At 73.2% G+C, this 12,462-nt stretch carries 12 protein-coding genes; 4 read left to right on the top strand and 8 right to left on the bottom strand.

The features are described from left to right. Positions 1 to 67: 67 nt before the first annotated feature. Together ABZ805_RS10105 and ABZ805_RS10100 are read right to left on the bottom strand one after the other, a co-directional pair. Positions 68 to 1,549 (bottom strand): aldehyde dehydrogenase family protein, encoded by a 1,482-nt coding sequence (locus ABZ805_RS10105; RefSeq protein WP_358437158.1) that lies wholly within the window; start codon positions 1,547 to 1,549, stop codon positions 68 to 70. Positions 1,550 to 1,673: 124 nt separating this feature from the next. Next, positions 1,674 to 2,477: a sulfite exporter TauE/SafE family protein gene (locus ABZ805_RS10100; RefSeq protein ID WP_358437155.1), complete on the bottom strand. Its 804-nt coding sequence runs from the start codon at positions 2,475 to 2,477 to the stop codon at positions 1,674 to 1,676. A gap of 93 nt (positions 2,478 to 2,570) precedes the next feature. Between ABZ805_RS10100 and ABZ805_RS10095 the strand changes: the two genes are divergently transcribed. Continuing rightward, positions 2,571 to 3,332 carry a helix-turn-helix transcriptional regulator gene (locus ABZ805_RS10095; protein ID WP_358437153.1) on the top strand — a complete coding sequence of 254 codons (762 nt, stop codon included), beginning with the start codon at positions 2,571 to 2,573 and terminating at the stop codon, positions 3,330 to 3,332. 12 nt (positions 3,333 to 3,344) lie between these two features. Here ABZ805_RS10095 and ABZ805_RS10090 read toward each other — a convergent pair whose 3' ends face one another. The 6 genes from ABZ805_RS10090 to ABZ805_RS10065 all read right to left on the bottom strand — a co-directional run bounded on the left by ABZ805_RS10090 (position 3,345) and on the right by ABZ805_RS10065 (position 9,546). Then, on the bottom strand, positions 3,345 to 4,577 hold the full coding sequence (locus ABZ805_RS10090; protein ID WP_358437149.1) for a TerC family protein: 1,233 nt from the start codon (positions 4,575 to 4,577) through the stop codon (positions 3,345 to 3,347). 1 nt (position 4,578) lies between these two features. Beyond that, complete coding sequence (locus ABZ805_RS10085; protein WP_358437147.1) at positions 4,579 to 5,835, bottom strand: amidohydrolase; 1,257 nt, start codon at positions 5,833 to 5,835, stop codon at positions 4,579 to 4,581. A 104-nt stretch (positions 5,836 to 5,939) separates the two neighbouring features. Continuing rightward, entirely contained in the window at positions 5,940 to 6,584 is a 645-nt protein-coding gene (locus ABZ805_RS10080; protein WP_358437144.1) for a trimeric intracellular cation channel family protein, read from the bottom strand. Positions 6,585 to 6,933: 349 nt separating this feature from the next. After that, entirely contained in the window at positions 6,934 to 7,287 is a 354-nt protein-coding gene (locus tag ABZ805_RS10075; protein WP_358437141.1) for a nucleotide pyrophosphohydrolase, read from the bottom strand. Positions 7,288 to 7,312: 25 nt separating this feature from the next. Continuing rightward, a complete protein-coding gene (locus ABZ805_RS10070; protein ID WP_358437138.1) occupies positions 7,313 to 8,323 on the bottom strand; it encodes a DUF4185 domain-containing protein in 1,011 nt (336 codons plus the stop codon). A 68-nt stretch (positions 8,324 to 8,391) separates the two neighbouring features. Beyond that, complete coding sequence (locus ABZ805_RS10065; RefSeq protein ID WP_358437136.1) at positions 8,392 to 9,546, bottom strand: AI-2E family transporter; 1,155 nt, start codon at positions 9,544 to 9,546, stop codon at positions 8,392 to 8,394. 120 nt (positions 9,547 to 9,666) lie between these two features. On the opposite strand from ABZ805_RS10065, the gene ABZ805_RS10060 reads away from it, so the two are divergent. From ABZ805_RS10060 to ABZ805_RS10050, 3 genes are all read left to right on the top strand, one after another. Then, entirely contained in the window at positions 9,667 to 10,755 is a 1,089-nt protein-coding gene (locus tag ABZ805_RS10060) for a DNA alkylation repair protein (protein ID WP_358437134.1), read from the top strand. An 88-nt stretch (positions 10,756 to 10,843) separates the two neighbouring features. Next, positions 10,844 to 11,833: a tyrosine-type recombinase/integrase gene (locus tag ABZ805_RS10055; protein WP_358437131.1), complete on the top strand. Its 990-nt coding sequence runs from the start codon at positions 10,844 to 10,846 to the stop codon at positions 11,831 to 11,833. A 160-nt stretch (positions 11,834 to 11,993) separates the two neighbouring features. Beyond that, on the top strand, positions 11,994 to 12,371 hold the full coding sequence (locus ABZ805_RS10050) for a VOC family protein (protein WP_358437129.1): 378 nt from the start codon (positions 11,994 to 11,996) through the stop codon (positions 12,369 to 12,371). Positions 12,372 to 12,462 lie beyond the last annotated feature (91 nt).

The raw sequence follows: 12,462 nt of genomic DNA, 5'->3' as shown, positions 1-12,462 counted from the left end.
CGACCGGTCCCCCGGTGGTGGGTTCCGGTGCCGCCGAACCGGTGAACGCCGCCATGCCGGACGCCGCTCACAGGCCCAGCATCACCGTCTTCGCCTCGGTGTAGGCGTCGAGGACGTCGGTGCCGTGCTCGCGACCGAGCCCGGACTGCTTGAACCCGCCGAAGGGCACGGTCCCGCTGCTCATCTCGTGCCCCGAGTTGAGCCACACCGTGCCCGCGCGCAACCGTCCGGCGACGCGGTGGGCGGTGCCGACGTCGCGGGTCCACACCGAGGCGGACAGCCCGTAGGTGGTGTCGTTGCCCGCCCGCACCACCTCGTCCTCGTCGGTGAACGACTGCAGCGCGGCGACGGGCCCGAAGATCTCCTCCCGCGCGACCCGCATGTCGGCGGTGACGTCGGTGAGCAGCGTCGGCGGCACGTACAGCCCGCCGATGCCCGCGCCGCCGGCGGCGATGGTGGCGCCTTCCTGCCGGGCGAGGTCCAGGTAGGAGGTGACGCGCTCGTAGTGCCCGCGGAAGGCCAGCGGACCCATCAGCGACCGCGGGTGGAACGGGTCGCCGATCGGGATGCGCGCGAGCTCGGCGGTCAGCAGCTCGGCGAACCGCTCGCGGACGGGCTCCTGCACGAAGATGCGGCTGCCCGCGACGCACGCCTGCCCGCTGCCCGCGCAGAAGCCCAGCGCCGCCTGCGCGGCGGCGGCCGCCAGGTCGGCGTCGGCGAACACGATCGCGGGCGATTTCCCGCCGAGCTCCAGGGTGACGCGCGCCAGCGAATCCGCCGAGGTGCGCACGATGTGCTTGCCCACCTGGCCCGACCCGGTGAAGCTGATCTTGTCGACGCCGGGGTGCGAGATCAGCGCCTGCCCGGTGACCTCGCCGGGACCGGTGATCACGTTGACCACCCCGGCGGGCAGTTCCGCGGCCAGCAGCGCGGCGAGCCGCAGCGCGCTGAGCGAGCTCTGCTCGGCGGGCTTGAGCACCACGGTGTTGCCGGTCGCCAGCGCGGGCGCCAGCTTCCACGCGGCCTGCAGCAGCGGCCCGTTCCAGGCGACGATCGCGCCGACCACGCCGACCGGCTGGCGCAGCACGTAGTGCAGCCGCGACGGGTCGGTCGGGCCGACCTGGCCGTAGAGCTTGGTGGGCCAGCCCGCGTAGTGCCGGAACACCTCGACGACGTGGTCGACCATGCCGCGGGTCAGCGCCAGCGGGGCGCCCATGTCCAGCGAGTCGAGGGTGGCGAGCTCCTCGCGGTGCTCCCGCACCACGTCGGCGATGCGCAGCAGCACGTCCCCGCGGCGCTGCGGGCTGATCGCGGACCAGGACGGGTCCTCGAACGCGGCGCGCGCGGCGGCGACGGCGGCGTCCACGTCACCGGCGTCGGCGAGGGCCAGGTCGGCGAGCTCCCGCTCGGTGGCCGGATCGACGGTCGGGAACGACGTCCCCGCACCGGCCTGCCGCCACTCCCCCGCGATGAACAGCCCGTGCGGGCCTGCCAGGAAGTCGGGGTGCGGGCGCGGCGTGGACTCGTCGAGGGTCAGCGGTGCGGACACGGTTTCCTCCGGTGGTTCGGCGGCCGCGCGCATCGCGGCCGTGCCACGACTCTGCGGCCATCGCGCGGAAACCTCGGAGGTCCGCCGACCCTAGGAATCCCCGACCCACCTTCGCGGTCCGCCGTCAGGCGCCGGTGATCAGCATCGAGATCAGCACCACCACGAGCAGCACCAGGTACGCCACCGCGTGCACCCGGTCCGGGATGCGCCCCGCCACCCGCTTGGTGATCGCGATCGCGGGCAGCGATCCGCACAGCAGCGCCGCCGCGGACAGCAGGTCGACGAACCCGATCCGCCCGGCCACGGCGACCGCCGGAGAGCCGAACGCGTACACGGCGGTGCCGGCCAGCGCGATCGGCACGCTCAGCGGGTTCGCCATCGCCGCCGCGTCCGCCATCGGGAATCCCCGGCGCCGCAGCAGGGGGACGGTGAGCACGCTGCCGCCGACGCCGAGGAGCGCGGCGACCGCGCCGATCCCGGTGCCGCCCGCGGTCGCGGTGGCGCGGCCGAGCGGGCGCGGCCGCGCGGCCCGGTCCCGGGATCCGAGGAAGCCGCTGCGGAACACCCCGTCGACGATGGTGATCGCCAGGTACGCCACGAACAGCAGGTGCAGCACCCCGTCCGGCACCAGCCCGGCCAGCAGCGACCCGAGCACCGCGCCCACCGCGATGAACAGCACCAGCGGCCACAGGTACTCGCGGCGCAGCCGCCCGGCGCGCGCTTGCGCCACCGTCGCCGACAACGAGTTCACGATCATCACCGCGGTCGAGGTCGCCACCGCCACGTGCATCGCATCGGCTCCGGAGGTGGCGGCGACGAACCCGAACACCACGGGCACGGTCACGAACCCGCCGCCGAAGCCGAACAGGACCGTGGTGACGCCGGTCAGGCAGCCGAAGCAGCACAGCACGAGGAAGGAGGTCAGCACTCCGGGCACGCTAGGCGCCGCACGAGCCGGCGCGCATTCGTCATCCGGCCACGTCCTTTCGAGCACCCGCCGAACCGGGCATATCCTCGCGGGGTGCGCAACGTCCCGATCGCGGAGCTGGAGGACCTGGACCGGCCGGTGCTGGCGATCGGCACCGACTACCCGCCGGGCCACCTGCTGCCGCGGCACCGCCACCGCCGGGCGCAGCTGCTGTACGGCGCGACCGGGGTGATGCGGGTGGAGACCGCCGACGGTGACTGGACGGTGCCCGCGCACCGCGCGGTGCTGGTGCCCGCCGGGACCGATCACCAGGTGCTGATGGACGGCGTGACGACCCGCAGCCTCTACCTGGAGCCGCGGGCGGTGCCGTGGTTCCCGGACCGGTGCCGGGTCGTGGAGGTGTCACCGCTGCTGCGCGAGCTGCTGCTGGCCGCGGTGGACGTGGCACCCGAGTACGACCCGGCGGGGCGGGACGGCGCGCTGATCGAGCTGGTGCTGCACGAGATCCGGTCGCTGGCGCCGCTGCCGTTCGACCTGCCGCTGCCGCGCCACCCGGGCCTGCGGCGGTTGTGCGAGCGGTTCGCGACGGCGCCGGACGTGCACGATCCGGGGGCGCGGTGGGCGGCGGAGCTGCACGTCGGGGAGCGCACCTTCAGCCGGTTGTTCCCGGCGCAGACCGGGCTGAGCTTCCACGCGTGGCGGCAGCGGGCCTGCGCGCTGCACGCGGTGCGCTCGCTGGCCACAGGCCGGACGGTCACGTCGGTGGCGGCGGAGCTGGGCTACGGGAACCCGGCGGCGTTCACCACGATGGTGAAACGGGAGACGGGTTCGGCGCCCAGCGCGTTCCGACCGTGACGAGCGGCCGGATCAGCCCGCACCGGACGGGTCCTCACCGGTGCGGTCCCGTCCCCGCTGCTCGCCCACGGCTTCGCGGTGCTTGGCGTGGGCGCGGCGCAGCAGGTCGCGCAGCCCGGGTTCGTCGTGGATCTCCGCCCGGAACTTGGCGGGCAGCGCGTCCAGCTGCCGCTCCTCGTCGAGCAGCTTCTCGTAGGTGCGCTGCCGGATCGCCGGATCGGTCTCGTAGCCCTCGTCGAGGTACTGCTCGGCGTGCCTGCGGGCCCCGGCGACGGTGTTCTTCGCCCGGCCGCGCGCGCTCAGCAGCGAGGCCAGCACGGTGATCACCAGCACCCCGATGATCACGCCGAGGGACAGCCCGGTGCTGATCTCCACGATGTGCACCGGATCGCCGTCGTTGATGAACGGCACGTTGTTCTCGTGCAGCGCGTGCAGCACCAGCTTGACGCCGATGAACCCGAGGATGAACGCCAGCCCGTAGGACAGGTAGATCAGCCGGTCCAGCAGCCCGTCGATGAGGAAGTACAGCTGCCGCAACCCCAGCAGCGAGAACGCGGTGGCCGTGACCACCAGGTACACGTTCTGGGTGAGCCCGAAGATCGCCGGGATGGAGTCCAGCGCGAACAGCAGGTCGGTGCCGCCGATGGACACCATCACCAGCAGCATCGGGGTGAGCATCCGCTTGCCGTCGACGTGCGTGAACAGCTTGTCGCCGTCGTAGTCGTCGCTGGTGTGGAAGAACCGCTTCGCCAGCCGGATGATCACGTTGTCGGCGGTGCGGTCCTCCGATTCGGAGGGCCGCAGCAGGTTCCCGGCGGTGATCAGCAGGACGAGCCCGAACAGGTAGAACACCCACGCCAGGCTGTTGATCAGGGCGGCGCCGATGAAGATGAACCCGGTGCGGGCGAACAGCGAGAACACGATGCCGAACAGCAGCACCTTCTGCTGGTCGGCGTGCGGCACCTGGAAGCTGGAGATGATGATCAGGAAGACGAACAGGTTGTCCACCGACAGCGCCTTCTCGGTGACGTACCCCGCGAAGTACTCGGCGCCCATCGTGGCCCCGCCGAAGACCAGCACGAGCAGCCCGAACACGATCGCGATGCCGACGTAGAGCGCCGACCACACCGCTGCCTCCCGCAAACCCGGGGTGTGCGGTTTGCGGACGTGGAAGACGTAGTCGAACAGCAGCAGCCCGACGATCACGACGATCGTCAGGATCCAGACGTAGCCGGGGACGCCCATCTCAGGCCAGCCAGGCGAGCGCGGCGGCGACGAGCGCCCCGGTCCCGGTGCGCAGCGTCGGCTGCGGGACCGGGGCGAAGGTGCCGGAGTGGTTGACCGGGACGTCCTGCGCGACGCGGCCCTCCCGCCGCGCCCGCTCGTAGCGGTCCGGGTCGGTGCCGCCGAACGTCCAGTACGAGTACGGGATCCCCCACGCGGCGGGCAGGTCGCCGAAGTCCTCGCTGGCGGTGACCCGCCCGACGTCCACCACCCGGTCGGCGCCGAAGTGGCCGGTGAGCGCCGAGGTGACGCGATCGGTGGTGTCGGGGTCGTTGTCGGTGAGGGAGAACCGGGCGAACGTCTCGAACTCGGGCTCGTGCGGCGAGTTCGAGGCCTGGCACTCGGCGCGGACGATGCGCTCCACCGCGTCGAGGACCTGGGTGCGGGTCTGCTCGTCGTAGGTGCGCAGGTTCAGCTCGATCGTCGCCCGGTCCGGGATGACGTTGCTCTTCGTCCCGGCGAGGATGCTGCCGACGGTGAGCACCACCGGCTCGGTGGGGGCGACCTCGCGGGACACGACGGTCTGCAGCCGCACCACGACGTGCGCGGCGAGCACCACCGGGTCGACGGTGGCCTGCGGCATCGAGCCGTGCCCGCCGCGGCCGTGCACGGTGATGCGCATGCTGTCGGCGGCGGCGAACGTGGGTCCGGGGTGCGTGCCGACGGTGCCCGCCGGGTACGGCATCACGTGCTGGCCGAGGGCGACGTCCGGTTTCGGCACCAGGTCCGCCAGCCCGTCGTCGACCATGCCCTGCGCGCCGTCCCCGGCCTCTTCGGCGGGCTGGAACACGGCGAGCACGGTGCCGCTCCAGTGCCCGGTGCCCGCGGCGAGCAGTTGCGCGGCGCCGAGCAGGCAGGTCACGTGCACGTCGTGCCCGCATGCGTGCATGACGGGCGAGCCGTCGCCGTCCTCGCCGGTGGTGGCGGTGCTGGCGTAGGGCAGGCCGGTCGTCTCCCGCACCGGCAGCGCGTCCATGTCGGCGCGCAGCAGCACCACCGGCCCGGACCCGTTGCGCAGCACCCCGACGACGCCGGTGCCGCCGACCCCGGTGTGCAGCTCGTAGCCCTGCTCGCGGAGGCGCCCGGCGACCTTCTCCGCGGTGCGGTGCTCCTGGTGGGACAACTCGGGGTGCTGGTGCAGGTCCCGGTAGAAGTCCTCCTGCCAGCTCGTGGCGTCCTCGGCTCCCGCGAGCACGGACGAGACGGGGTCGGCGGTCATGGCGGCTCCTCGCTCGGCGCTGTCGGGCTCCCCTGGATTGTGCGCAGCGGGAGGGTCGTTCGCCGGGCGGAGCCGACGGCCTGCCGGGAACTCGTCGCGCCCGGTCAACCGTCCTGCTCGCGGGGGCCGCGACCGGGCGCGGTGGGCACGTTCAGCTCGAACACGACGCCGAGCATCCGGGTCGCGAAGCACACCGGCGCGGCGACCCCGGCCACCACCAGCGGCCCCAGTTCGAGCTGCACGGCGCCCACCGCGATCCCGGCACCGACCAGCGCGGGCACCGCGTACAGGTCGCTGACCAGCACGGTCGGCACCTTCCGCAGCATCACGTCGCGCAGCGTGCCGCCGCCGACGGCGGTGAGCCCGCCGAGCAGCACGGCCTGCACGCCGCCGAGCCCGAACTCCAGCGCCTTCGTCGCCCCGGTCACGCAGAACACGCTCAGCCCGACCGCGTCGAACACCACGATGAGCACGGTGAACCGCTCCAGCGGCAGGCTCAGGAAGAACGCCACCAGCGCGCCCGCCGCGGCCGCCCCCAGGTAGGCGAGGTCGCTGAACGTGGCGGGCGGCAGCGACTGGATGAGCACGTCGCGCAGGATCCCGCCGCCCAGCGCGGTCATCATCCCCAGCGTCAGCACCCCGACCAGGTCCAGCCGCACGGCCCGCACCGCGGTGAGCGCCCCGTTGAGGCCGAACGCGAACGTTCCGATCAGGTCCAGCACCAGCAGCAGCTGCGACGACTCCGCCATCCCAGCAGTGTGCAACCGCACCACCCGACCGACTCCACGGGCACCGGGCTCCGCCGACCGCCGCTCCAGCACTCCCCACCAGGTGAGTGCCCCACCCGCCCAACGAGACTGGTCCAACGGGCCACCCACCTACAACGCCCCACCAGGTGAGTGGGCCACCCGCCCAACGCCACTGGTCCAATGGCCCACTCACCTACAACTTCCCACCAGGTGAGTGCCCCACCCGCCCGACCAGACTGGTCCGGTGGGCCACTCACCTGCGGTGGCCCGCCAGGTGAGTGGGCCGCTCGCCCGGTGTGGCCGGTCGGGTGGGCCACTCACCTGGTCATCGGGGGCTGCGGGTGGCGCGCTACAGCTCGGTGCTCTTGGTGGCGTTGCCGTGGGCGAGGTGGGGCGGGTAGCGGGACTCGTTGCGGTCGATCTTGTCGTGCGCGGCCTGGACGAGGTCGATGCCGGTGGCCTCGGCGAACTGCACGAGGTACAGCAGCACGTCGGCGGCCTCGTCGGCGAGCCTGCCGGTCAGCTCGCCGTTCGCGAGGCCGTCGGCGACGGCGGTGTCGTCCAGCCACTGGAGTTCGGCGATCAGCTCCCCCGCCTCACCGCTGAGCGCCATCGCGAGGTTCTTCGGGGTGTGGAACCGGCCCCAGGCCCGCGCTTCGGCGAAGCCGCGGAGCCGGGACCGGAGCTCTCCGATGCTGTCCATGCGGCCACGGTAGCGGCGGGCGCGGTCAGCTCCGCGGGGCGCTCCCGGCGAACTGCATCGCCTTGTACGGCCAGTTCCGCTCGGTGTTCCACTGGCTCACCACGAGGTGCAGGTCGTCGAGGGTGGAACCGGGCACGATGTAGCCGCCGTAGAGCTGCGCGACCTGCCCGCGGGAGTGGTCCTCGCCGGGCCAGGACGAGCCGTGCACGGCGGTCGCGCGCGGTGCCTCGTACAGGTTCGCGGTGGGCACGTCCAGGTTCAGCACGTCGATCCGGTAGTCGCCCGCGTTGAACAGCGACAGCAGCCACCGGCCGCCGACGGGGCGCAGGCACAGCTCGCCGTAGGCACCGGTGAGCGCGATCGTCGGCGGGTTGCCCCACGCCCACCGGCCGTCGCGGAACCCCCAGCCCTCCCAGGCGCCCGGGTCGGTGATCCGGTCGGCGGGCACCCGGTGCAGCAGCAGCCCCTGGTCGCGGCGGAACCCGGTGGTGAACGCGTACGCGTAGCCGTCGTCGCCGAGGCCCCAGGTCAGCATCTGGAACAGCCCGCCGTGCAGGTCGCCGGGCCAGGTGGCGCCGGTGTGCTGCCAGGTCTCGCCGTTGTCGGTGGAGGCGTGCACCTCGGTCCAGTGCACGTTGCCGATCCCCTCGCACACCATGACGTGCAGGTACATCACGTCCCCGACGGTGATCAGGTCGGTGGGGATGACGGTGCTGACCCGCCGACCCTGGATCACCGAGTCGTGCCGGTACGCGAGCGCCTGCCCCGCGTAGGAGTCGGGTCCGATGGAACCGGTCCAGCCGATGCCCTCGGTGGCGGTGTCCGGGTCGGCGAACAGGACCACCGGGGAGCGCCAGCCGGGACCGCCGACGCCGGCGCGTTCGAAGGTGTCGCCGAACACCGACACGATCCGGCCGTCCGGTGCCTGCGCCATCACCCCCAGGTCGGTGCCGCCGATGCCGAACCGGTCCGTGACACCGGGACCGGTCAGGTCCTTCACCTTGCGCACCCGCTCGCCGTCCTCTCGGTCTCGCACCGGCCGGTCCGGTGCCGTCACCCGACTGTAGGTGCGCGGCCCCCGGTGATCGCACGCCGGGCGCGGCGCTAACCCGGTTTCTCCGCGTCGTCGGCGGACTCCGGTCCGGCCCCGGGCGAGGGGTCGGATTCGGCCTCCGCGCCGGGTTCGGGCTGCGGTTCCAGGTCCGCGGGCGGTGCGGCGAGCGCGCGGACACCGGCGTTGAGCAGCGCGATGACCGGCACCGAGAACACCGCGCCCGCCACTCCCGCACCGAGGAAGCCGGCGGTGACACCGAGGACGATCGCCAGCGGGTGCAGCCGCACCGCGTGCCCGAGGATCAGCGGCTGCAGCACGTGCCCCTCCAGCTGCATCACCCCGACGACCACCGCCAGCACGATGATCGCGGGCAGCGGGCCGGTCGTGACCAGCGCCATCAGCACCGCGATCGAGCCGGTGATCATCGCGCCTACGTAGGGCACGAACGCGCCGAGGAACACCAGCGCGGCCAGCGCCGCCGACAGCGGCACCCCGACGAGCGCGCAGCCGACGCCGATGCCCACCGCGTCCATCAGCGCCACGGCCGCGCTCGCCCGCACGTAGGCGACCAGCGAGCGGAACGCGTGCTGCCCGGCCACGTCGACCCGGTCCCGGACGCGCCCGGGAACCAGCGCGCGCAGCACGAACCGCCAGATCCGGGTGCCGTCGCGCAGGAAGAAGATCAGCGTGAACAGCGCCAGCAGCAGCCCGCTGCCGACGCTGAGCACGGTGGTCGCGGTGCTCAGCGCCCCCGCGGTGAGCCCGCTCTGGCTGGTGCGCAGGTAGTCGGTGATGCGCTGCACCCAGCCGTCCAGCTGCCCCTGGCTCAGCGCCAGCGGTCCGGTGCGCAACCAGTGGTGGATGCCCTCCACGGTCTGCGCCGCCTGCGCCTGCAACCCGGGCAGCCCGTTGATCACGGTGATGATCACGAGGGTGAGCACGCCGCCCACCACCACCAGCCCGAGCAGCAGCGCCAGCACGGTCGCGGCGGTGCGCGGCACGCCCCACCGGGTGAGCTTGCCGACCAGCGGTGCCAGCAGCGCGGCCAGCAGCAGCGCCACGCCGAGCGCGATCACGAGCTCGGCGAGCGCGGACACGATGCGCGCCAGCACCACCAGCACGCCCGCGATCGCGAGCAGCCGCCAGCTCACCGCCCCCGCGATCCGCAGTCCGCGCGGCACACCGGGTTCCCCCTGTTGCTCCACACCGCACATGATCGGCCGAACCGGCCCGGATTAAACGTGGCATCCGGGTGTGTCGGCGGCGGCTGGTAGGAGTTCCCCGACGGAAGACGAGCGGCCGCGGGGCCGGGCAGGAGCGAAACGATGCCGTTCGCCGACGAACTGGTGGGTCCCGACGTGGCACGGGACCTGGCGCGGGTGTTCGACCGAGCGGGCGCGGTGCGGGCCGCCGCGGCCCGGCTGGGCCCGCTGGGTCTCCGGCAGCGCTGCGACCTGCTGCGGGACGCGCTGCTGGCGGACGTGCCCGGTGATCTCGCCGCCCTGCTGGACGCGGTGCGGGCGGCGCGCGAGTTCCCCGAGTTCACCGGCTGGCTGGTCTGGCCGGTGACCGAAGCCGTGGTCTCCCGCGCGGTCGCCGACGGCACCGGCGGGGCGTTCGACGCGGCGTTGGACTCGCTGGCCGAGCTGACCCCGCTGCTGAGCTCCGAATTCGCGCTCCGGGGGCTGCTGGAGCACGACCTGCACCGCGCGCTGCCGCGGATCGAGGAGTGGACGCGCGCTCCGGACGAGCACGTGCGGCGGCTCGCGTCCGAAGGCACCAGGCCCTACCTGCCGTGGGCGAAGCGGGTGCGGGCGCTGCTGGCCGAACCGGGCGCCACGGTGCCGATCATCGACGCGCTGCACGGCGACACCAGCGAGTACGTGCGCCGGTCCGCGGCCAACCACCTCAACGACCTCAGCCGGGACCACCCGGCGCTCGTCGTGGACACCGCAGCGCGCTGGCTCGCCGAGCCGGGCGAGCACACCTCGCGGGTGGTGCGGCACGGGCTGCGAACCCTGGTCAAGAAGGGGCACCCGGGGGCGCTGGCCCTGCTCGGCTACTCCCCCGCGCCGCAGGTGCGGGTGGAGGCGCTGGCGCTGGGCGCGGACCTCGTCGCGATCGGTGGGGCGCTGGAGTTCCGCAGCACCCTGGTCAACACCGGCGCCGAACCGGTCGCGCTCGCCGTCGACTACCTGGTGCACCACCGGAAGGCGAACGGCGGGCGGACCGCCAAGACCTTCAAGCTCACCACCAGGACCCTCGAACCGGGCGGCACCTGGGAGCTGGCCAAGCGCCACTCGTTCCGCGAGATCACCACCCGCCGCTACCACCCGGGCGGGCACGCCCTGGAGCTCCAGGTCAACGGGGAGGTCCGCGCCCGCGCCGAGTTCACGCTGACCGACGGCCGCTGACGCCCGCCCGCGGCGCCGCCGCGAGATCGTCGGTGGTGTCTGGTTCCATCGGGGGTGGATGATCATTCGTGGAGCTGGAGGTGCGGTGGTGCGGGAGGCGACCGGAGGTTCGGTGGCGCGCTGGGTCGAGGTCTACCTGGAACACCTCCAGGCCAGGAAGCTCGCCGCGAACTCGCTGCGCGCCTACCGGCTGGACCTGGGCTCGGTGGGCGCGGCGCTGGCGGAGATCACCGGCACCCGCGTCGCGGAGCTCCCGGTGGCCGAGGTGACCGCCACCGAGCTGCGCTCCGCTTTCGCCCGGCACGCCGCGGCCCGCTCGGCGTCCTCGGTGACGCGGGCGTGGTCCACCTGGAACGGGTTCTTCGGCTTCCTCGTGGTGGAGGGCGCCGTCGGCGGCAACCCGATGCAGGTGGTGCCGAAGCCGCGCAGCTCCCCGGCCACGCCGAAACCGCTGCAGGGCGAGGACACCCCGGAACGGCTGCTGCGGCTGGTCGCCGAAGGCGGGCGCCGGGCGCGGAACCCGTGGCCGGAGCGCGATCTCGCGGTGCTGGCGGTGCTGCTGTGCACGGGGGTGCGCTCGGCGGAGCTGCTGGACCTCACGGTGGCCTCGCTGGCCGGGCGGCCCGGCGACCGGCGGCTGCACGTGCGCGGCAAGGGCGGCAAGAACCGGTCCATCCCCATCGAGGGAGCGCTGGACGACGTGGTCGGCGCCTACCTGAGCTCGCGGCGGGTGCGGTTCGGCGATCGGCTGCCCGGTGCGGAACCGCTGTTCGTGGACCACCGCGGGGAGCCGCTGCGCCGCGGCGGGCTGCAGTACCTGGTGCGCCAGTCGTTGCGCGCGGCCGGGATCTCGGACCGGGTGCAGCGCGGCGCGATGGTGCACGCGCTGCGGCACACCTTCGCGACGCGGCTGGCCGAGGACGGGGCGAACGCGGCGGAGATCGCGAAGCTGCTCGGCCACGCGTCGATCAACTCCAGCCAGACCTACATCGACGTGACCGCCCGCGAACAGCGGATGTCGGTGCGCGCCAACCGGACCCACCAGGTCCTCACCGACCTCACCCCGCGCCGCAGCTGACCGGTCCTGCCGATCGGCCGAGCGGGACGCCGGTTCGCCGACGTGGTCCACAATGGACCAACCGTGGTGCCGCCGGAAAATCGGTCGACGCCCCCGCGCGGGGCGGATACCGTCACCGCGGTGCCGCCGGCCCGGCGGCCTCGTGGAGAGCAGGTGCCGGATGGCGTGCTGCATCGGCGAACTCGTGCTCGATTGCCGGGATCCGGAGGCGCTGGCCCGGTTCTGGTGCGAGGTGCTGGACTTCGTGGTGCTGGACCGGCAGGACGACGGCATCGAGATCGGCCCGCGCACCGGGTTCGGCGGACCGCAGCCGACGATCGTGCTCAGCCCGTCCACCGATCCGCGGAGCGGGAAGCTGCCGCTGCACCTCGACGTGAACGCCACCGACCGCGACGCGGACGCGGAGCTGGACCGGCTGCTGGCGGCGGGCGCCCGGCCGGTGGACGTCGGGCAGACCGGCGCGGAACCCTGGTACTGCCTCGCCGATCCGGAGGGCAACGAGTTCTGCCTGCTCCGGGCGCGCCTGGACCCGGTCTAGGAGCTGTTTAGGAACCTGGGGCCCGCTGGTGGAACGCAGTGAGGTCTCCGGTAGATGGATCAACGACCAAGAAGATCGACATCTATCCGGA

The sequence above is a fragment of the Saccharopolyspora sp. NPDC047091 genome (genome assembly GCF_040643635.1).
Taxonomy (GTDB): domain Bacteria; phylum Actinomycetota; class Actinomycetes; order Mycobacteriales; family Pseudonocardiaceae; genus Saccharopolyspora_C.
This window is presented reverse-complemented; position numbering and strand designations above follow the sequence as displayed.